A 19,301-nucleotide genomic window follows, 5' to 3' on the forward strand; every position below is an offset into this window, starting at 1 on the left:
CATCCTGGTCACCGGCGCCCCGGCCACAAGGCGGGCGCCGCCGGCTCATCCGCACGACTGACCGGTATTGCTCCGCTCGGCCCCGCGCGGCAGGCCCCGCGGCACGATAATGGTGCCGAGGAGTCATTCGCCCCGTGGTGGACGAAACCGCCGGAGGGCATCGGGTGGCGAGGAGGCCGGAATGGGACGGGACAGCAGGTACGAACTGGTATTCGCCGACCCTGACCAGGCGGTACCGGGCGGCGAGGACGTGGTCCTCGTGCACCGCACCGACCGGACCGGCCCCGGAGGGCATCCGATCTACGCCGACGACACGGGGATCGTGCAGGCGGAGATCGGCGACCACGGTGAGGTGCGCATGATCGCCAGCGGTGGCCACCAGGAGCCCGCCTCACGGGTCAAGGTCCGTCCCGTCGCCGGAGGATGACGGGGTGCCCAGGCGGCTGCGATCATGATCGTATGAGTCTTGTGTTGCGTCGCGCCTGTGCGACGGTCGTCCTCCTCGTCGGTATAGCGCTGGGTTTCTGGGTCGTCTTCGGTGCGCCCCATGACTGGTCGGGCAGCATGCGGCTGTTCCGTATGGGCCTGGGGCTGAGCTCGATGCTCCTGATCACCGTGAGTTCATGGCTGATGTTCCCGAACTCGTCCAAGGACGGCGACCGCGCGGACGGCGACCAGACTCCTGCGCCCGGCCCGCTGGACGTCTAGGGCTGTCCTCCTTCGGAGGCAAGGGGCGGGCGCTACCCCCGGCTGCGGCGCCTGTGCCGTACGGCGAGGAATGCGGCAGCGCAGCCGGCCAGCAGGATGCCCGTGGCGACCGGCGCCGTCCGGAACGGACCTGGACCCGCGTCCGCGGTGGGTTCGGCCGGTGGCGGTGCGACGGGTGCGGGCCTCTCCGGTGCGGGCCTCGCCGGTGCGGCGGCCACGGTGATGTCCGCCTCGTCCCGGCCCAGGGCCGGGTGGCCCACCTCCACGGAGACCTTCCAGCGGCCGGGCGGCAGCACCTCGGCCGTGGTGAAACGCTTCGCGTCGGAGGGGTCGGGCACCAGCACCCACGGCCCGGCCGTACGGGTTCCGTCGGGGCTGACGGCGTTGACGGTGGCGGCGACTCGCTCGTCGACCGAGTCCTTGTCGTTCTCCCACGTGACGAGGGCCGTCACGTGTCCCCGCTCGTGTCCGGTGATGTCGACCGCCAGAGTGCCTCCGTGGGCGTGGGCGGTTGCGGTGCCGAAGGCGGTCAACACGGTCGCCGCCAGCACGGTGGCCGCGGCCGCTGAACGCGTTGCGTGCACAGTTGTCCTCCGTTGAGGAAAGTCGGTGTCGGGTGGCCGACGGGCGGCGATGCCGCCCGTCGGCCGTCATGCCGGCCGGAGCCGGCGGGAGAGGGATCAAGCGGACTTCTGGAGCGTCCAGATCTGCGCGGGCCCGGAGACCGCGTGCTGGAGTTCGATCAGCCAGGAGCCGTAGTACGGCCGGTTGCTGACGCCGAGCGCGAAGCGGCTCGTACCTGCGGTGATCATCACGCCATTACCGGTGGGCGTCAGCTTCCACTGCTGCGCGGCGACGTTGCCGCACGGCTGCTGGGCGACCCACATGCCCGGGCCGGCCGTGCCGCCGGTCTGGAGGCACTTGCCCGAGGCCGCCGAGCGGATGCGGCTGTAGCCGTTGCCCGCGTCGTCGACGTACCACTGCTGCTGGGCGTAGCCGTTGCGCTGCGATCCGACGAGGACGGTTCCGTCGGCGGTCCTGCCGCCCCAGACCTCCGCGGCCGTTCCGGTGGGGCCGTTGGTGAGCAGATAGCGCGTGTTGGGCGTGGTGCCGTCGCCGTTGCCGGCGGTGCGGAAGGAGGTGGCCTTGCCGGGGCCGGTGTCGCGTCCGGACTTGTCACGTACGGAGACGGCGAGGGTGTAGTTGGTACCGGGCTTCAGGTTGTAGACGCGGGCGCTGTTCGTCTGTACCCAACCGATGGACTTGCCGTCCAGGAACAGCTGGTACCAGGCGGCGTTCTCGACGGCCTTCCAGGTGGCCACGGCGGAGTCCGGCGCAATTTGCCCGACGCTGACGGCGGGTGCTCCGGTCGTCGGCCCGCCCGTGGGAGTCGGGGTGGGTGTGGGGGTCGGATTGGGCTGCGTGGTGCCCCTGTTCCTCATGAGGAACTGGTTCTCCGCGATGTTCCAGTGCGTGGCGAGATAGGTGCCGGGCCTGGGATTGGTGTGGAAGTAATCGTCGTGGTTGCAGTCCAGCCGGTTCTCGTAGGCACCGTTCTGGCAGACCGTGCGCATCTTCGGGTAGTAGGGGCTGTCCGAGTAGCACATCACGTCCCACTCGTCGGTGCAGTGGGCACCGCGGCTGGTGTTGGGTGCGCTGTTGTTCACCGCGCCGAGGTTGTGGCCCAGTTCGTGGGCGGCGGTGTGTCCACCCCAGCAGCCCGTGTCCGTACGGCCGTAGGAGGGGCCGAAGTTGCTGAGGTTGTTCTGGGTGGGTCGCTCGTCACCGGCGAAGGTGCCTATGCCGCAGTAGACCTGGGTGTCGGCGAAGATCATGTACTTGCGGTCACGGCGGTCGAGGCCCCGGGTGGCGAGCGCCCGGTTCATGGCGCTGAACTCGGCCATCGCCGAGGCGGGGAGCTCGATGTTGAGCACCGTCGGCACACAGTCGGCGCCGGTGACGTAGCGGATGTGCCGCACTCCACCGGTGTCCTTGGCGCTTTCGGAGAAGATCAGGTCGGCGTCGGCCGCCCACTTGCGGAAGGACGCCAGGTACGTGGCGTACCTGTCCTTCCCGGGGGCGTGGGCGTAGACGACCTGGACGCGGTTGCCCGTGGTGCCGTCACCGTCGCACTGCACGGTCTGTCCGGCGGGCCCGTTCGCGGGCGCCTTGCGGGCGCCGGAGGTCCCGGCTGCCGGCGGGCCGCCCGCCCTGGGCGCGGCGGCGTCGAGCGCGGGGGTGGCGGTGCGGGGCAGCGCGGCGCCGGACGGCTTGTCGGCGGACTTGCCGCGCTCCGGCTTGGCCGGGTCCTCTGCCGGGACGGTCGTCCTGACGGCGGGGGGCGTGTCCTTCTTGATGTCGACGCCCTTCGGCGGGGCGTCCGGGCCGTGCGTGCAGTGGCCGGCGGTTGTGCGGTAGACGCCGGCGCACGGATCCCCCTCGGGCGCGGGTGCCAGGCCTTCGTAGACGAGTCCGCGTCCGGGCTCGCTCTTCGGCTTCTTGGTGAGGGGCTGGGGATCCTTCTCCCGTGTCGGTTCAGCGGCCGGCTCGGGGGCCGCGGTCGGTGTGTCGGCCGGCTGGGCCAGCGACAGCGGGCGGTCCGTCCCGGCTGCCGGCTGGGCGGCTTGGTAGGCCACGCCTCCCACGACCGCCATGGCCGCGACGGCGGCCGTCGCGAGTATGAGCCGGGGGGTCTTGCGGCGCTGCGGCTTCAGTCTTCGACGTCCTGACAAGTCGCACCTCTTCTTGATCGGAGAACGGTGCGCGGCAGCCTGCCAGAACGCCGGAGGCGGAAAATTCAGACATAGAGGGACCGAAAGAATATGTGCGTTCCGTTACCTGGCGGTTCAAAGTGATGAAGGGTCAATTTGCTTACCAGGGGCCGTAGTTGAGCGAAGCGCGGTTGATTGGTCTAGCCCTATTCTGATTCTCTGTTATCGGATCGAGATAGAGAAATCCGCAATTTGACTCCGCGTCAACGGAATCCCTCACTCCAAGGAATTGTTGCCATTACGCATGGTGTACCGCCGGAAACGAAGACTTGGCGAGCCCATAAGGTGGACTAATGCCCAAGGTGCTGGAGTGCTAGCGGGACTGGAGTGCGTCGAGGGCCACCGCCTGCGCTATCGCCAGGCGGTGGTCGAGGTCCTGGGCCGGTATGTCCAGGACGTAGCGGTCCCGCAGACCCAGTCGCTTGTCCACCGACATGATGGGCCGGCCCGCCTCGGTGAAGTCGAAGTGGTACGGCCAGGCGAACGGCACGAAATCCAGGAACGGGACGAAGGACCACACCCGCCGGACGACCGCCACCACCTGGTTGCGCTCCCGGCCGGTGGACTCCTCGACGGTGCCGGACTGGCTCAGATGCCAGGTGCCGCGCAGCAGGGACGCGGCGAAGTCCTTCCGGAACCGGCCGATCGGCTGCCCGGCCGCGTCCTCCACGTCATAGGTCGCCCCCAGGTCCACGACCTGCCGCGCCCTGAACGTGAACAGCACCTCCCGCGCCGACTCGTCGGTGTAGAAGGTGACTTGCTCCTTGAGTGCGCGCCGCTTCTGCCGGGCGAAGGCGACGATCTCCTCTGCGCCGCCGTCGGGAGCGGCCGCCCGTACCTCGTAGCGATTGGCCATCGGCGTCAGCCGCTGCTCGATGAAGAACCGCCGATCCGTCCGCGTCGCCCGGCTCATGCCCGTACCCCCGCTGTCGATCCCGCGTCGTCGACCTTCACGATGCCGCTCGCAGACCCCGCCGGGCAGTCACCGAAAGTCGCGACCGGCCGATACGTTCGTCTCGCCCGCGCTCTCAGCAGGGGTTCTCCAGTCGCTCTCCCGCCGCGTAACCGGCCGCGTCCGGCCCCAGGCGCACGCCGGCCGCGACCTCGCAGGCCAGCTCCGTCCAGGCCGTCGCGCCGAACGGCCAGACCACGGTGAACGGACCGTTGGCGGCGGCCAGTTCGCGCCCGTCCGGTGAGGCGGCGAGCGCGGTGACGGGGCGGTCGTCGGCGTACCGCAGCGGCAGGCCGAGCCCCGGCTCCGACGAGCCGGTGTCCCACAGACGTACCGTCCCGTCCTCCGCGCCCGAGGCGAGCCGGCCCTCCGCCGACCAGGCCAGCGCGCGCACCGTGTCGCCGTGACCGGTCAGCGGGGCACCGCGCGGCGCGCCGTCCCGGACGTCCCCCAGGGCGACCGTGCGGTCGTCGCTGCCGGTGGCGAGCGTGCGGCCATCGTGGGAGAAGGCGAGGGAGGCCACGAACAGCCGGTGATCCGTGCGCACCACTCGCGGCGGGGTCCTCGTCGCGTCGCCCGCCCACAGCAGGACCCGCGGCTCGGTGACCGAGCCGTACGAAAGCGCGACCTCGCCGTGCGGGCCGAACGCGGCCGTACGCACGCCGGAGCCGGAGAACCCCCGCAGCGGCGCGCTCCTGCCGTCCGGCGCGCGCAGCAGCACCTGATCGTCCCAGGCGGCAAGCACAGTGCCGTCGCCCGCCGCCCACAGGCCTCGGAACGCCGCGCGGCGGCTCGTCAGGACCTCTGCCTCACCGGTCGGCAGGTCCACACCGTGCAGGACGCCGTCGGCCGTCGCCGCCACCACCGTGTCCGGCCCCGTCCAGACGAGGCCGCGCACCCCGCCACCAGGCAGATCGAGACGGACCCCGGAGTGCGGCCTGCCGCCGGACAGGTGCAGGGCGCCGCCGCTGTCACCGACCGCCCGTGTGCCGGTCGGGCCGTACGCCACCGCCGTCACCTCCCGGCCCGCCGCGGCCGGCTGCGGACCGGCGGCGGGGGAGCGGCGGACGGTGAGGTCCCAGACCACCAGCCGCCCGTCCCGGGTCAGCGCCGACAGCAGGGCCCCGTCCGTCGTCAGGGCCGTCACGGCGTCGGAACGCGGGCCGGTGAACACCTCGCTGTACGGGCGCGGCGCCCCGTCCACGGTCCAGGCCCGGACCCTGCCCGTCCCGTCCCCCACGTACACCGTCCCGGCCACCGCGGCGACGGCGGTGGCACCCGGCGCGTCGGCCGACAGCGGTTCGGCGCGCCCGGTCCACCGGTGGACGGCCGCCCCGTCCACCATGACCAGACCGCCGCCGGGAACGGCCGCCGCCGCGTGGTCCCTTCCCACGCCGAGCGGCCCCACCGGCAGCGGCCGGGCCGTCCCCGCGCGCGTGGGAACCTCCAGCACCTGAGCCGCCACGGTGGTCACGGCGGCGACGCCCGGCCGGTGGACCACGATCGCCCGCACCGTGGCCGGAAGGGGCAGCCCCGGCAGCGCGGCACCCCGCACCGTCCACCGCGTCACCCTGCCGTCCGCGTCGCCCGCCAGCACCACGCCCGCCTCGGCGTCCACCGCCACGGCCGAGACCGCCGCGTACCCCGGCAGCCGCACCATGAACACGGCCAGGACGGCCGCCGCCGCCCCACGGCCCGCCGAGCCCCGCGCCGTGCTCAGCCGTCCTCGGCCGGGGTGGTGAGAGGTGTCGTGGTGTTGTCCGTGCCCACCGTCAGGCTGCCCCCGGCCACGTACCGGCCGCGCATCTCGACCTTCGCCTGGTCCATCGCCGCGACCCCGACGTTCTCCAGCTGCCGCCCGGCCGGATCCCCGGACTGCTCCCCCATCGCCCGCACCAGCGCGGCGAGTTCCGCCGCGAACTCCGGGTCCGCGTCGACCGCCTCCTGAAGGCGCCGCCCGACGGCCTCCCGCCGCCGCTCCTGCTCAGGCTGGGCCTGCAAGCAGGAGCAGGGCGTCCTCGTCGGCCGTGTCGCGCCCGAAGCGCGCGGAGACGGTGTCCCACAAGCCCCGCAGCCGCTCGGTGACGGCGGTGTCCAACATTCCCTGGGCAAGGTGCTGGGCGTACGAGGCCAGCAGCCCCACGACGGCGCCCACCGCGATCGGTTCCATGTCGATCCCCCCAACTTCACGACGTCCATGGCCAGGGGGATTGTGCTGCCGAGCGGGCGTCGTCAATCCGCCACCGGGACGAATCCGGCTCGGAGTACGACCGTTGGGGGAGGGGAGGCCCCGGCCCGGCTGCGTACCGTTGGTCGTGCCAGCCAGTTACGCGGCCGGGGCCGTGTCCGGTCCCGGAGTGTCAGAGCGCGGTGCCGAAGGCCTGGGTCCACCAGGGGCCGCCGGAGCCCTCGTGGATGCCGACGCCCATCTCCTTGAAGGAGCAGTTCAGGATGTTCGCGCGATGGCCGGAGCTGTTCATCCACGAGTCCATGACCTGGGCCGGGCCGCGCTGACCACGGGCGATGTTCTCGCCGTACGTGCTCCAGCGGTATCCGGCCGCGGTGATCCGGTCGCCCGGGTCGGTGCCGTCCGGGCTTGTGTGGTCGAAGTAGTCGCGGGCGGCCATGTCCTCGGAGTGGCGCTGGGCGGCCGTGGCCAGCTTGCTGTTGGTGCGGACCGGGCCGCAGCCCGCCTTGGCCCGTTCGGCGTTCACCAGCTCCGCGACCTTCCGCGCGTCACTGGTCGAGGCCTCCCCGGGCGGCGCCGGCTTCGGCGTCGGCTTCGCCGTCGTTCTGGACGGCGTGGGGGTCGGCGACGGACGGGCCGTCTTCGGCGGGGAGGGCGAGGCGCTCGGCGTGGGGCTCTTCGACGGGGAGGGCGAGGCGCTCGGCGTGGGGGAGGGCGGCGGGGACTGGATGGCGTGCGCCGGGGAGGCCGGGGGCGGGACCGCGGCCACCGGGGCCGCCTCCTTCTCGCCGTCCTCGGGGGCGGTGAGGAGGTGGGCCGTACCCCCGCCGACGACGAGCGCCGCGACCGCCGCGGCGACCACGGCCGTACGACGGCGGCGCCGGTACCGCTCGCGGCGCAGCACCGCCCGGCCGCCCGGCAGCGGGGCATGGGAGGCGACCGTGGTGAGCGTGTCGGTCGCCGTGCCCGCCCCGAGCGCCGCCACCGGCACCAGGGCGAGACCCACCAGCAGCCCCTCGGCGGGTATCAGCCCGGACCAGTGTCCGGAGCAGACGGAGCAGCCGCGGGCGTGGCGGGCGATCCGCTTGCGCCACAGCGCGGAGGGCTCACCGTCCCACTGCGCGACCATCGAGCCGAGCAGGACGCAGCGCGGGTCGGCGGCCAGTGCGCGGACCACCACCCGGGCCGCCTCCAGCTGGGCCTTCATCCTCTGCACCCGCACCGCCGTGTGCTGCGGGGACAGCTCCATCGCGGCGGCGACCTCCGCCCTGGTCAGCTCGCCGGCGGCCTCCAGCCACCACAGCGACAGCAGGGCCTGGTCCGTCTCGTCCAGCCACCGGGTGGCCTCGGCGACTTCCCGGCGCTGGCCGGAGAGCCCCAGCCGGGTGATGGTGAGGTCCACGAAGTCGGCGCCGGGGTCCACGACGTCGTAGGCGTCTTCCAGGCCCCGGCCGGTGGATATCGCCCCCGACTGGTCCCTCCAGTGGCCGCGGACCTGGTTCATCGTGATGGCCACCAGCCAGCTGCGGAAACTGTCCAGGCTGCGCAGCCCGTCCAGGCCGCTGAGCATGCGGACCATGGTCTCCTGCACGACGTCGTCGGTGTCCGGGTGCCCGTTCAGGGCCCGTCCGGCGATGTTGTAGACCAGCGGGAGGTACTCGGCCACCAGCCGGTCCTGGGCCTCCTGGTCCCCGGCCTGTGCCGCCCTGACGACCGCGGCTTCTGGTTGGTTGCTCACGCTGTGTCCACTCTCCCGGAACTCTGGCCCGACTCCTCCGACACTCAGGAGACGCGGCGCCTCCGTGCGGATAACAGAAACTGATCAGCAGCTTGTCATGCCGCTCACGGAGGCGCCGCGTGGGGCCGTCCGGTAGGTGGATCCTCGTCGTCAGGGCCCTGTTCAGGGCCTGTTCAGGGCCTGGTCGGGGGCGGGTTGGACGGGGTTACGGGACCGTGGACAGGTCGATGCGGAACATCCCCCGCCCGTGCGTCACGCACACCAGCGTCTCGTCCATCCAGAACAGATCGTCGACCGAGCAGTTCGTCGGCCCCTCGTTCGTCGGCGACCAGCTGGCCCCGGCGTTCTCGCTGGCGAACAGCCCGACCTCCGTTCCGGCGTAGACGAACTTCGTCTGCCGCGGATGGATCGCGACGGCCCGGATCGGCGCGGGCGGCAGCGCGGTGGCGAGGTCGGTCCAGCGCGCACCGCCGTCCGTCGTCGTCCACAGGTTCCCGCGCTCGTACCCGCCGAAGGCGACGTACGCGGTGTCCCGGTCCGTGGGGTGCAGGGTGATGCAGAGGCAGCCGCGCCGCGGGGTGAGCGGGCTGGGGCCGGTGATCCCGAGGCGTTCCCAGGCGGGGGTCGTGTCGGTGCCGTTGGTGGTACGGAACACCATGCCGTTCATATGGCCCACCCACACATGGTCGGGGTCGCCGGGGGCCACCGCGATGGCGCTGATCTTCGATCCCGTGCTGGGTTTGATCGCATCCCAGCGGGGACCTCTGGTGAAGGTGGTCGGCTCCTTGGCGTTGTTCGTCCGCCACAGCGACAGACCACCGGCGAGAATCCGGTTCTCGTTGTTCGGATCGAGGACGAACGGTGCGATGAAGAGGGCGCCGGAGCTGCCGTTCATGGCGTCCGTGATACGGAACGGCACGGGCTTCCAGGTCCATCCCTGCCCGGGGACGAAGACGTTCCCGCTGATGAAGGTGTCCCCGAACTCGTCGTTGGAGGAGGCGCCGTCCGTATTGCGATGGAGCTGCAGATTGGTGTACTCGCCGTAGAAGACCTTCGGGTTCGTCGGGTCGGCGGCGCACCAGCCCCCGTCGCCGCCGAAGAACTGCCGCCAGCCCTCGGGGCCGAGCGCGGGGTCGAAGACGAGCGAGCCGTTGTCCTGCGCACCACCGATGATCTTGCCGCTGCCCGTGTGGCCCGCCCCGCCGTAGAACTGGGTGACGCCGTAGTTGTTGACCAGCTCCGTCCAGCCGGTGATGAACGGGGGCCGCGGCTCACTTCCCACCACGGCCAGGTCGGCCGCCTTGAAGACCCCGCCGTCGTTGGCGAAGAACACGGTCCTGTTGGTGACACCGTCGTACGAGGGGTGGGAGACGATGGCGTGCTGATCCGCGTGGACCGAGCGGGGCTCGGACCAGGTGCTGATCTCGGCCAGATGGTCGCCGCCGTCCGTGCTGCGCCACAGGTTGATACCGCCGACCAGCACCAGATCGGAGTCGGTCGGGTCCCCCGCCCAGATGGTGTTGTCGTACCACCCCTGGTCGTTGGCGAGGTAGTCCGCCACCACACCGTCCGGGGACAGGGTCCGCCGACGCCGGTAGGTCGCGCCGCCGTCCTGCGAGCGCCATATCTGGCCGGTGGTCATCTGTACGGACGCGTACACGATGTCGGGGTCCTTCGCGGCGTGGGCGAGCTCGACGCGCCCCATCCACGGGCCGCCGGACGCGAGCTGCCAGCTCATGCCACCGTCCCGGCTGAACCATGCGGCACCGTCCTGCAGCGCCCCCGCCACCGCCTTCTTGCTGTCGGAAGGGTCGAAGCGGACGTCGCCGAGGGGGACGTCGAGGACCTGGGTCCACGTCGCCCGTGCCGGGTCGGCACACCGGAAGAGCCCGGTCGAGGTGGCCGCGAGGAGGACCTTCCCGGACTGCGACACCGCGATCCGGCTGACGAACTGGAAGTCCGGGGTCTGCGTCGCCAGGATCGGCTTCCAGTCGACGGCGTCCGTCGTGACGAAGATGCCGTTGCCGCGGATGGCGTCGACGTTCTGGAACGCCTCGCCCGTGCCCACGTACATCGTGGCGGGAGCGGAGGGGTCCATCGCGATGCAGCCGCAGGCGAGGTTCTCCAGGAAGTCGTCCACGGGCTGCCAGTCGGCGCCGCCGTTCTTGGTGTGCCACACGCCGCCGCCGGCGCTGACGGCCCACATCTTGAGCGGTTGCTGAGGATGGATCACCAGCCCGCGGGTGCGTCCGCCGATGTTGCCGGGGCCGAGCCACTCCCAGGTGGCCAGCTGCATCCCCGCCGTGGGGGCCGGTCCGCCTCGGGTGCGGTGGCCGTTGGGACCGGTGGGAACGCCGGCCGTCACCGCCCCGGTGGACACACGCGTCAGCAGGGTCTCGGCCTGCCGGAACGCCTGCGCCAGCGCATGGGGTTTGACCGTGCCGTCGTCGCCCCGCTCCTGCTCGACGCGGAACAGCCCGCGGGCCGTCGGCATGTCGGGCTGGTCGAGACGGCGCAGGGCCTTGCGCACCGCGGCGTCCGACAGGGTCTCCAGTGTGGCGTTGGTCGTCCCCCGGGCCTCGCGCAGCAACTGCACCTGCTCCACGCTGATGTGCTTGGCCTCTGCGAGCTCTTCGTCCGAGATGGTCATGGCATGCCCCTGATGAGGGATGGTTCGTGCGGGGGTCGGGCTAGGGCGGGAGCTTGGGCGCCCGCCGCGTCGTCGTGTGGTCCACCTCCACCGCCCATCGCACCGTGGCCGTCGGCGGGTCCACCGCCCGCAGGACGACTGCCCCGGAGTCCGGCTCGAAGGCGAGCTCGAGCCGCTGGTCGCCGACCTGGCTGCGGTCCAGGACATCGGCGGCGGGCGGCGGTACGAGCGCCTCGGCGCCGGCGTCCACCGCCTCGGCCTCCGGCGGGCCCGGGGACCCGGCCGCCCCGGCCTCGGGCAGGGCGTCCACGGAAGGGGCCGCGACATCGACCCGCAGGACGCCGCGCGCCTCACGCGCGGCCGCGGCCAGGACCTGCGGGCTCGGCGCGGCGCCGCCACGGTACGAGCCGCGGGCGTGCCAGTGGATCAGCACCTCGTCCGCGGCCTCGTCCGTCTCGGTGCGCAGGCTGAAATCAGGTGTGTCGTCGAGGGTGCACCGCACCCAGGGCTCCAACGCGACCGGCTCCGATTCCCAGCGGTCGTTCCCGGTCGCGGCGTCGAGCAGGACGACGGCCAGCGCGGGCGACGGCGTGATCCGCACCGTGACGACCGTGCCGGCCGGCAGTGCGCAGGGCCGAAGGCTCGGCGCGTGGTGCCAGAGCACGGCGCCGTTCGCCAGGTCCAGCGCCATCAGGGCGCCTTCCTTGTCGTGTACGACGGCTTGCCTGCCACCCGCGTCGACGACGCCGCGCGGGACTCTCGCCATCCGGCCCCCAAGGTGGGACATCGTGGGAATCAGCCAGGGCTCTTCTTCATCGTCCCTCCGGGCAGGGCGGGCGGCAAACGGGATCACGGCCGTTTCCCCCGGCTCCACTTGGTGGTTGACGCTTGTACGGCTGCCGACTCCGGTCACGGGCGAGGCCGCCGCGGCGAACCGCCCCCTTTCGGGTCATATGGCGGTGCGCCAGCCGGACAATCGGCAGCGCTGCGCGCATGGTCGTCCTCGGCGGCGGGTCGGCGTGGCCGTCTCCGTCCGCCTTCCGCTGCCGCCCTCCGCGGCGGAGCACATCCCGCGCTGCAAAGGAGCCCTTTGATGCTGAAGCCCACAAGGACCGCCCTCGCCCTCACCGCCGCCGGCGCGGTGCTGGCGCTGGCCGGTGCGAGCGCCGCGGTCGCGGACGAGGACGACCCGAAGCGGAGCGAAGCCACCGTCGGCTCCGTGCAGGACACCGCCAAGCACCACGCCGGACACCCGGTCGGCAAGGTCGTCTCGAAGGTCCCGCTCAACGTCCGCACCCAGCCGAGCACATACGCGCGAGCGGTCGGCGTCGTCCACCCCCACGAGCTGGTGACGCTGCAGTGCAAGAAGCGCGGCGACTGGGTCAACGGCAACACCCTCTGGTACCGCCTCCAGGCGAAGAACGGCTGGGTCTCGGCCCGCTACGTGCAGAACCTCCACGCGGTCAAGTGGTGCTGACCCGCGAGGTGATCATCCCGGGCGCCCCCGACGGCACGGCCGCCGGGGGCGCTGGCACAATCGCCCTCGTGATCGATCCGGTGAGCGTCGTGCAGCGGCAGTTGGAGGCGTACAACGCCCATGACGTGGACGGCTTCGTCGCCACGTACGCCGAGGACGTGACCATCGAACGGCGCGACGGCACCACCCTGGAGGGCGCCGGGGAACTGCGCCGGGTCTACGCCGAGCAGTTCGCCCACGGCCGCTGCCGCGCCGAGATCGAGGCGCGCATGACGGAGGGCCGCTGGGTCGTCGACCACGAGGTCGCCCACGGTGTCGCCGACGGACCGATCCGGGTACTGGTCGCCTACCGCGTCACCGACGGCCTCATCGACCTGGTGCGCTTCCTCGGCTGAACGGCCCCCGGGGACCCAGGAGGCGATCAGTGATGCGGCACGACGGCGACCGGAACGGGGCTGTGGTGCAGCACGGCGTGGGTGACCGACCCGATGCGCGTCCCCAGCGCCGTACGGGGAATCCGGCGCCCCACGACCAGCAGTGACGCGCCGGCAGAGGCATCGAGCAGCATCCGGGTGGAACTGCCCACCTCGACCGTCTCACCCACCGTCGTCCCCGGGTACTTCTCCCGCCACGGCGCGAGCACCTGAGTGAGTGTCAGCCGCGCGGCGGAGAGCAGCTCGGTCCGTACGGCCGCGTCGTCGGCCGCGGAGAAGTCGCCCAGCACGGGCGGCGGCAGCACGCCGTGCACCACCCGCAGCGCCCCGCCCTGCCGGGCCGCCGCCTCGAACGCGTAGGTCACGACCTCCTCCGAGACGTCGGCGACGTCCAGCCCGAGGACCACGTCACCGCCGCGCCCCCGCGCAGGGACCGCCTCGACGTCCCCAGGGGCCCGCACCAGGACGACCGGCCGCTCCGCGCGCGCCAGGGTGGCCAGCGAGACGGAGCCGACGAGGAATCCGGCGATCGCGCCGAGCCCCCGCGAGCCGAGGACGAGCACCTCCGCGCGCTCCGCCTCCCGCGCCAGTACCTCCGCGGGCGCCCCCTCGAGCCGTACTGTCTCGGGCTCGAAGCCCGGACGCGCCTGGCGTACCCGCTCCACCGCCCGGCGCAGTACCCGGTCCGCGTCCTGCTGATGGGACTCGGCCGTGGCGGGCACGCCGAAGAGCTGCGGCTGCCAGTCCCACACATGCACCAGACGCAGCGGAAGACCCCGCCGTGCGGCCTCGTCCGCCGCCCATTCGGCCGCCGCCAGGCTCTCCTCCGAGGTGTCGACGCCTGCGGTCACCGTCCGTGTCATGACTCCTCCTTCAGCGCGCTCCCCGGCCCTTCCGGGGCCCGCCTCACGCGTACCCGGTGCTCCCGGGGGCATGTTCCCGACCACGTCACACAGCGTCCCCCGTTTGCCGCCCGGCCGCCCGGGCACGCGTATCGGGACCCATGACGGGCCGTGACGGAAGGAGCGTGAGGGAGGGAGTCATGGAGGACATGCTGCGCCCGCTGACCGTGGTCGGCGGAGCGGTCGCGCTGACACTGCTGCTGGGCTGGGCGCTGGACGTCCTGCTGCGCCGCGTGGACGCCCGGCACCCGGAGACACCGCTGTGGGGGCGGCTGCGCCGTTGCCGGGTCCCCTTCCAAGTCGTCCTGCTCACCGCCCTGTTGAGGGGAGCCTACCGCCAGGTGGAGTGGTGGGTCGTCGACGAGCACGAGCAGGCCCTCGGCCGGATCCTGACCCTCGTGCTGATCGGCGCGGGCGCCTGGCTGGTGGTGCGGATCGTCTCGGCCGCGGTCGAGACCACCTACAGCCGGTACGCGGCGGGGACCCGTGACCCGGCCCGGGTCCGTCGGGTGCGCACGCAGGTCTCCCTGATCATGCGGATCGTCACGGCCGTGGTGGCGGTCGTCGCGGGCGCCGCGATGCTGCTGACCTTCCCCGACTTCCGGGCCGTCGGCACCTCCATGCTGGCCTCCGCGGGGATCATCGGCATCGTCGCGGGCGTGGCCGCCCAGTCCACGCTCGGCAATCTCTTCGCCGGATTCCAGATCGCCTTCGGCGACATGGTCCGTATCGGCGACACCGTCGTCGTCGACGGCGAGTGGGGCGTGGTCGAGGACGTCACCCTCACCTTCGTCGCGGTACGCACCTGGGACGAGCGGCGGATCACGATGCCGGTGTCGTACTTCACCGGAAAGCCGTTCGAGAACTGGTCCCGCGGCGGTGCGCAGATCACCGGCACGGTCTTCTTCCACCTCGACCACACCGCCCCGGTCCCGCTGATGCGCGCCAAGCTGCGCGAACTCCTCGACGCCTGCCCCGCCTGGGACGGCCGCGCCTGGGACCTCGCCGTCACCGACACCACCCCCACCACCCTGCAGATACGGGCGCTGGTCACGGCCAGGAACGCCGACGACGTGTGGGCCGCCCGCTGCTTCGTCCGGGAGCGGATGGTGGCCTGGCTCTGCGCGGAGCATCCCTACGCGCTGCCCCGTGTCACCACCGCGCCCGCGCACGAGGGACCCGTCCGCGAGGCACCCTGAGGGGCCGCATGTCGCTTCTGCGTGCCTCACGCCGACAGTGCTTCACTGAACCGCATGCCGCTCCCCGAATACGGTGTGCTCTCCGGAACACTGCACCGCTTCTTCCGCGACCAGCCCGACGACCAGGGCCGCTGGTTCCACGTCAACCTCGAGATCGACGCGCCCGCCGGACGGTACCGGGCCGCCATCGACGTGGACAGCCACCAGTCCGCCACCGGCGTCCAGTGGAAGGTCCTCGTCCTGACCGCCTCGCAGATCGAACCGGCCGACACACTCTCCCCGGGCTACCACGAACTCGCCAGCACCTCCGGCTCCGGCGCCATCGACTATCTGCGCCACCCCGCCCTCGCCAACCGCCCCGGCTGCGTCCTCGTCGCCCGCCCGCCGGCCTGGCTCCAGGGACTGCTGGACCGGATCAGCCCGCGCACCCCGTGGACCGCCGGCTCCAACCTCGACGCCGCCCTGGCCCTGGAGCCCATGCTCGTGCCCGGCCGGGAGATCCTGGTCTTCGGCGAGCCGTTCCGCGTGGGCCTCGGCATGCACAACGTCCACCAGAACCAGGGCGACCCGCACGGCAGCCAGTGGTGGGACGAGAACGGCGTCTGGCAGGACGGCGCCACCCTCACCCGCCGGCCCGACGGGCGCTTCGACGTCTTCCTGAACAAGTTCTCCACCCAGGCCGACCGGACCGACAACCACGGCCACCCCGCCTAGGCCCGCCCTCGGCCGCCGCCACCGCCCGTGGCTCGACCGCCGTCCCGGTATCAGCAACATTCGTTGCCGTTCCCGAGGCCGGCGAGGTACAACGGGCGGCGTGGAGCACTCACCCGCCATAGCCCAGGCCCTCGACGAGGTCGGACCGCGCCTCAAGCGGCTGCGCACGGAGCGCGGCGTCACGCTCGCCGCGCTCTCCGAGGCCACCGGCATCTCCAAGAGCACCCTGTCCCGCCTGGAGTCCGGGCAGCGCAAGCCCAGTCTGGAGCTGCTGCTCCCGCTCTCCCAGGCCCACCAGGTCCCCCTGGACGAGCTCGTCGCCGCCCCCGAGGTCGGCGACCCGCGGGTGCGGATCACCCCCAGGAAGGTCAACGGCAGCGTCGTCCTGCCGCTGACCAACCGGCCTGGCCCGCTGCAGACGTTCAAGATGGTCATCCCGCCCAGCCGCCGCACCCCGCAGCCGTGCACCCACGAGGGCTACGAATGGCTGTACGTGCTCTCCGGCCGGCTCCGCCTGGTCCTCGCCGACCACGACCTGATCCTCGGCCCCGGGGAGGCGGCGGAGTTCGACACCCGGCTGCCGCACTGGTTCGGCACCACGGGCGAGGGGGCGGTCGAACTCCTCAGCCTCTTCGGCCGCCAGGGCGAGCGGATGCACGTACGCGCCAGACCCGGGGCCAAGGCTGGCGCCGGGGGCGACTGACCGCCTCCCCCGATCGGGTGGCCGGGCTCACCCCGCGCGCAGCGGGCTGCCGAAGAGCGACCGTGACCACCTTCTCCCCGACCTCCCGGACCTCCTCCCCGCGCGGCCCGCGGCGACCGCTCGCCGCCCTGTGCGGACTGCTGGCCGGCGGCGCGGCACTCGCCGTCGCGGAGCTGACCGCCGCGGGCGTACGGGCCGAGGCCGGCCCCCTCACTGCCGTCGGCGGCGCCGTCATCGACGCCACCCCGCCCGGCATCAAGGACTGGGCCATCCGCACCTTCGGCGAGAGCGACAAACTCGTCCTCCAGCTCGGCATCGTGCTCATCCTCGCCGCGCTCGCCGTGGCCCTCGGTCTCCTGGCCCTGCGCCACCGCCTGCTCGCCGCCGCGGGTGTCCTCGCCCTCGCGGTGGTCGGCGCCTTCGCGGCGACGAGCCGCCCCGACATGATCGGACCCCAGGACGCCCTGCCCTCCCTCGCCGGCGGAGTCGCCGGAGCCGTCGCGCTCCTCCTGCTCATCGGACGGCTGAACGCCCGGCGCCCCGACACGCCCTCCGGCTGGGACCGCCGCGGCTTCCTCGTCACCTCCGGCGCGGTCGTGGCTGCCGCCGCGGCCGCAGCGGTCACCGGCCGTACCCTCCTCGGCACGCGCGGCCGGGACGCGAGCGCGTCCCGCGCCGAGGTCGTCCTGCCCACGCCCGCCTCCCCGGCGCCCCCCGTCCCGCCCGGTGCGGCGCTGCGCATCCCCGGCCTCGGCCCCTTCACCACCCCGAACGACGACTTCTACCGGGTCGACACCGCCCTCGTCGTCCCCAGGGTCGACGCCGGCACCTGGCGGCTGCGCGTCCACGGCCTCGGCGTGCGCGAGGACCTCACCCTCACCTTCGCCGAGCTGCTCGCCCGCCCCGCCGTCGAACGCGACATCACCCTCGCCTGCGTCTCCAACGAGGTCGGCGGGCCCTACATCGGCAACGCGCGCTGGCTCGGCGCCCGCCTCGCCGACCTGCTGCGTACGGCCGGAGTCGTCCCGCCGTCGAAGGGCGGCCCGGCCGACCAGCTGGTCGCGCGCTCCGTCGACGGCATGACCATCGGCACCCCCGTCGAGGACGTCATGGACGGCCGCGACGCGCTCCTCGCCTACGGCATGAACGGCGAACCGCTGCCGTTCACCCACGGCTTCCCGGCGCGGATGGTCGTCCCCAGGCTCTACGGCTACGTCTCCGCCTGCAAATGGATCGAGGAGATCGAGCTCACCACTTTCGACGCCTATGACGCGTACTGGGTCAGGCACGACTGGGCGCCCCGGGCGCCGGTCAAGACCCAGTCCCGGATCGACACCCCCCGGCCCTCCGCGCGCCGCCCGGCCGGCCAGGTGACGATCGCCGGGGTCGCCTGGGCCCAGCACCAGGGCATCGCGCGCGTGGAGGTACGGATCGACGACGGGCCCTGGCAGGAGGCCCGGCTCGCCGCCGAGGACACCCGCGACACCTGGCGCCAGTGGTACCACCCCTGGAACGCTCCACCCGGCCGCCACACACTCACCGTCCGCGCCACCGACCGCACCGGTCACACTCAGCCCGGCGCGGTAACCCACCCTCTCCCGGACGGGGCCGAAGGATGGCACACCGTGACCGTCACCATCGAGGAGTGAGTACCCTCCCTGACCATGAGCGACGAGCCGAACGGACGTTTCCTTTACGTGGTGGTCTGCGCGGCCGGGATCGCCACCGACGTGGGCAAGTTGATCTCCGCGGCGCGGGAAGCGGACTGGGACGTCGGCGTGATCGCCACCCCGCACGCCCTCGGCTTCCTCGACACCGACGCGGTCGTCGCACAGACCGGCCGCCCGATCCGATCGGCCTGGCGCAAACCCGGCGACCCCCGCCCCTTCCCGCCCGCCGACGCCATGGTCGTCGCTCCCGCCACCTTCAACACCCTCAACAAGTGGGCGGCCGGCCTGGCCGACACCCTCGCCCTGGGCACCCTGTGCGAGGCCTACGGCGCCGGAGTCCCCACGGTCGCCCTGCCGTGCGTGAACGCGGACCTGGCCGCCCACCCCGCCTACCGGCAGAGCCTCGCCCGCCTGCGGGAGATGGGCGTACGGATCGGCGAGGCCGACCCGTTCCGCTGGGAGGAGGCGCTGGAACTGCTGCCTCCCGCCCGTCCCGGCAGCTGACGCCGTCCGTCAGCGCAGGTCGAGCCGCATCAGGACCCGGGGGTGGCCGGCCAGTACGGACGTGGTGTCGGCGGCGTGGGTGAACCCGGCCCGCTCGAAGTTTTTCCGGAGCCCGGCGTACGCCATGGTCAGATCGACCTTGGCGTCACCGTTGTCGAGGGGGTACGCCTCGATCGCCGGGGCGCCCTGGGCGCGGGCGAACTCGACCGCACCGGCGATCAGGGCGTGCGAGATCCCCTGGCGCCGGTGACCGGGGCGTACGCGGATGCACCACAGCGACCAGACCGGCAGGTCGTCGACGTGCGGGATCTTGCGGTTGCGCGCGAAGGAGGTGTCCGAGCGCGGCGCCACCGCGGCCCAGCCCACCGGCTCGTCGCCGTCGTAGGCGATCACCCCCGGAGGGGGCCCCGTACGGCACAGCTCGGCGACGTACTCACCACGCGCCGGCCCGCGCAGCTCGTTGTTGAGCTTGGACGGGATCCGGTAGCTCAGACACCAGCAGACATTGGCCCCCGGCGACTTCGGACCGACCAGCGTACGGACATCCTCGAAGACCGACGCCGGACGCACTTCGATGGCCATGACACGAGGATGTCACGCCGCACCGGGCGATGCCCCTCGGCCACCAGGCGTCACTCCCGGCCCCACCGCCATGCGAATAATCCGGTGCCCGCGCGCCACCCAGCTCACT

At 72.6% G+C, this 19,301-nt stretch carries 20 protein-coding genes; 9 read left to right on the forward strand and 11 right to left on the reverse strand.

The features are described 5' to 3' along the window. Window positions 1-181 precede the first annotated feature (181 nt). A complete protein-coding gene (locus IEZ01_RS02135; RefSeq protein ID WP_019891098.1) occupies window positions 182-427 on the forward strand; it encodes a DUF6296 family protein in 246 nt (81 codons plus the stop codon). A 32-nt stretch (window positions 428-459) separates the two neighbouring features. Next, window positions 460-708: a hypothetical protein gene (locus IEZ01_RS02140; protein WP_019891099.1), complete on the forward strand. Its 249-nt coding sequence runs from the start codon at window positions 460-462 to the stop codon at window positions 706-708. Window positions 709-740: 32 nt separating this feature from the next. On the opposite strand, the gene IEZ01_RS02145 is transcribed toward IEZ01_RS02140, so the two are convergent. The 9 genes from IEZ01_RS02145 to IEZ01_RS02185 form a co-directional block, all read right to left on the reverse strand. Next, the gene (locus tag IEZ01_RS02145; RefSeq protein WP_189199522.1) at window positions 741-1,292 is read right to left on the reverse strand and encodes a hypothetical protein; all 552 of its coding nucleotides are present in this window, start codon (window positions 1,290-1,292) and stop codon (window positions 741-743) included. 96 nt (window positions 1,293-1,388) lie between these two features. Continuing rightward, window positions 1,389-3,440 (reverse strand): RICIN domain-containing protein, encoded by a 2,052-nt coding sequence (locus IEZ01_RS35575; RefSeq protein ID WP_267907244.1) that lies wholly within the window; start codon window positions 3,438-3,440, stop codon window positions 1,389-1,391. Between the two features lie 352 nt (window positions 3,441-3,792). Then, a complete protein-coding gene (locus tag IEZ01_RS02155; RefSeq protein WP_019891102.1) occupies window positions 3,793-4,392 on the reverse strand; it encodes an LURP-one-related family protein in 600 nt (199 codons plus the stop codon). A 115-nt stretch (window positions 4,393-4,507) separates the two neighbouring features. Continuing rightward, window positions 4,508-6,091 carry a WD40 repeat domain-containing protein gene (locus IEZ01_RS02160; protein ID WP_229832656.1) on the reverse strand — a complete coding sequence of 528 codons (1,584 nt, stop codon included), beginning with the start codon at window positions 6,089-6,091 and terminating at the stop codon, window positions 4,508-4,510. Between the two features lie 56 nt (window positions 6,092-6,147). Continuing rightward, window positions 6,148-6,432: a hypothetical protein gene (locus IEZ01_RS02165; protein WP_019891104.1), complete on the reverse strand. Its 285-nt coding sequence runs from the start codon at window positions 6,430-6,432 to the stop codon at window positions 6,148-6,150. Further along, complete coding sequence (locus tag IEZ01_RS02170; protein WP_019891105.1) at window positions 6,416-6,601, reverse strand: hypothetical protein; 186 nt, start codon at window positions 6,599-6,601, stop codon at window positions 6,416-6,418. Before IEZ01_RS02170 ends, IEZ01_RS02165 begins: the two co-directional genes overlap by 17 nt. 190 nt (window positions 6,602-6,791) lie before the next feature. Continuing rightward, on the reverse strand, window positions 6,792-8,357 hold the full coding sequence (locus IEZ01_RS02175; protein WP_189199526.1) for a sigma-70 family RNA polymerase sigma factor: 1,566 nt from the start codon (window positions 8,355-8,357) through the stop codon (window positions 6,792-6,794). Window positions 8,358-8,562: 205 nt separating this feature from the next. Continuing rightward, entirely contained in the window at window positions 8,563-11,007 is a 2,445-nt protein-coding gene (locus IEZ01_RS02180; RefSeq protein ID WP_019891108.1) for a WD40/YVTN/BNR-like repeat-containing protein, read from the reverse strand. A gap of 40 nt (window positions 11,008-11,047) precedes the next feature. Next, the gene (locus IEZ01_RS02185; RefSeq protein ID WP_158685734.1) at window positions 11,048-11,773 is read right to left on the reverse strand and encodes a PQQ-binding-like beta-propeller repeat protein; all 726 of its coding nucleotides are present in this window, start codon (window positions 11,771-11,773) and stop codon (window positions 11,048-11,050) included. Between the two features lie 327 nt (window positions 11,774-12,100). Here IEZ01_RS02185 and IEZ01_RS02190 point away from each other — a divergent pair, with 327 nt between their 5' ends. Then, on the forward strand, window positions 12,101-12,484 hold the full coding sequence (locus IEZ01_RS02190; RefSeq protein WP_019891112.1) for an SH3 domain-containing protein: 384 nt from the start codon (window positions 12,101-12,103) through the stop codon (window positions 12,482-12,484). A 68-nt stretch (window positions 12,485-12,552) separates the two neighbouring features. Continuing rightward, a complete protein-coding gene (locus tag IEZ01_RS02195; protein WP_028798221.1) occupies window positions 12,553-12,879 on the forward strand; it encodes a nuclear transport factor 2 family protein in 327 nt (108 codons plus the stop codon). A 26-nt stretch (window positions 12,880-12,905) separates the two neighbouring features. On the opposite strand, the gene IEZ01_RS02200 is transcribed toward IEZ01_RS02195, so the two are convergent. Continuing rightward, window positions 12,906-13,781: a universal stress protein gene (locus IEZ01_RS02200; RefSeq protein WP_019891114.1), complete on the reverse strand. Its 876-nt coding sequence runs from the start codon at window positions 13,779-13,781 to the stop codon at window positions 12,906-12,908. A 179-nt stretch (window positions 13,782-13,960) separates the two neighbouring features. Here IEZ01_RS02200 and IEZ01_RS02205 point away from each other — a divergent pair, with 179 nt between their 5' ends. From IEZ01_RS02205 to IEZ01_RS02225, 5 genes are all read left to right on the forward strand, one after another. Continuing rightward, the gene (locus tag IEZ01_RS02205) at window positions 13,961-15,019 is read left to right on the forward strand and encodes a mechanosensitive ion channel family protein (RefSeq protein ID WP_019891115.1); all 1,059 of its coding nucleotides are present in this window, start codon (window positions 13,961-13,963) and stop codon (window positions 15,017-15,019) included. Window positions 15,020-15,073: 54 nt separating this feature from the next. Continuing rightward, window positions 15,074-15,733: a DUF2278 family protein gene (locus tag IEZ01_RS02210; RefSeq protein WP_019891116.1), complete on the forward strand. Its 660-nt coding sequence runs from the start codon at window positions 15,074-15,076 to the stop codon at window positions 15,731-15,733. Window positions 15,734-15,833: 100 nt separating this feature from the next. Beyond that, window positions 15,834-16,436, forward strand: coding sequence for a helix-turn-helix domain-containing protein (locus IEZ01_RS02215; RefSeq protein WP_019891118.1), 603 nt, complete (start codon window positions 15,834-15,836; stop codon window positions 16,434-16,436). Window positions 16,437-16,498: 62 nt separating this feature from the next. Next, window positions 16,499-18,085, forward strand: coding sequence for a molybdopterin-dependent oxidoreductase (locus IEZ01_RS02220; protein WP_189199528.1), 1,587 nt, complete (start codon window positions 16,499-16,501; stop codon window positions 18,083-18,085). A 15-nt stretch (window positions 18,086-18,100) separates the two neighbouring features. After that, window positions 18,101-18,610, forward strand: coding sequence for a flavoprotein (locus IEZ01_RS02225; RefSeq protein WP_189199530.1), 510 nt, complete (start codon window positions 18,101-18,103; stop codon window positions 18,608-18,610). A 9-nt stretch (window positions 18,611-18,619) separates the two neighbouring features. Here the strand turns inward: IEZ01_RS02225 and IEZ01_RS02230 are convergent, their stop codons facing one another. Beyond that, window positions 18,620-19,192 carry a GNAT family N-acetyltransferase gene (locus IEZ01_RS02230; RefSeq protein WP_019891121.1) on the reverse strand — a complete coding sequence of 191 codons (573 nt, stop codon included), beginning with the start codon at window positions 19,190-19,192 and terminating at the stop codon, window positions 18,620-18,622. Window positions 19,193-19,301 lie beyond the last annotated feature (109 nt).

The organism is Streptomyces purpureus (assembly GCF_014648195.1).
GTDB lineage: Bacteria > Actinomycetota > Actinomycetes > Streptomycetales > Streptomycetaceae > Streptomyces > Streptomyces purpureus.

Bases quoted from the DNA above. Each gene is read 5' to 3' on its own strand.
- IEZ01_RS02160 (WP_229832656.1), bottom strand. From the start codon at position 6,091: ATGGTGCGGCTGCCGGGGTACGCGGCGGTCTCGGCCGTGGCGGTGGAC.
- IEZ01_RS02155 (WP_019891102.1), bottom strand. From the start codon at position 4,392: ATGAGCCGGGCGACGCGGACGGATCGGCGGTTCTTCATCGAGCAGCGG.
- IEZ01_RS02200 (WP_019891114.1), bottom strand. From the start codon at position 13,781: ATGACACGGACGGTGACCGCAGGCGTCGACACCTCGGAGGAGAGCCTG.
- IEZ01_RS02180 (WP_019891108.1), bottom strand. From the start codon at position 11,007: ATGACCATCTCGGACGAAGAGCTCGCAGAGGCCAAGCACATCAGCGTG.
- IEZ01_RS02205 (WP_019891115.1), top strand. From the start codon at position 13,961: ATGGAGGACATGCTGCGCCCGCTGACCGTGGTCGGCGGAGCGGTCGCG.
- IEZ01_RS02170 (WP_019891105.1), bottom strand. From the start codon at position 6,601: ATGGAACCGATCGCGGTGGGCGCCGTCGTGGGGCTGCTGGCCTCGTAC.
- IEZ01_RS02140 (WP_019891099.1), top strand. From the start codon at position 460: ATGAGTCTTGTGTTGCGTCGCGCCTGTGCGACGGTCGTCCTCCTCGTC.
- IEZ01_RS02210 (WP_019891116.1), top strand. From the start codon at position 15,074: ATGCCGCTCCCCGAATACGGTGTGCTCTCCGGAACACTGCACCGCTTC.
- IEZ01_RS02185 (WP_158685734.1), bottom strand. From the start codon at position 11,773: ATGGCGAGAGTCCCGCGCGGCGTCGTCGACGCGGGTGGCAGGCAAGCC.
- IEZ01_RS02230 (WP_019891121.1), bottom strand. From the start codon at position 19,192: ATGGCCATCGAAGTGCGTCCGGCGTCGGTCTTCGAGGATGTCCGTACG.
- IEZ01_RS02190 (WP_019891112.1), top strand. From the start codon at position 12,101: ATGCTGAAGCCCACAAGGACCGCCCTCGCCCTCACCGCCGCCGGCGCG.
- IEZ01_RS02135 (WP_019891098.1), top strand. From the start codon at position 182: ATGGGACGGGACAGCAGGTACGAACTGGTATTCGCCGACCCTGACCAG.
- IEZ01_RS02225 (WP_189199530.1), top strand. From the start codon at position 18,101: ATGAGCGACGAGCCGAACGGACGTTTCCTTTACGTGGTGGTCTGCGCG.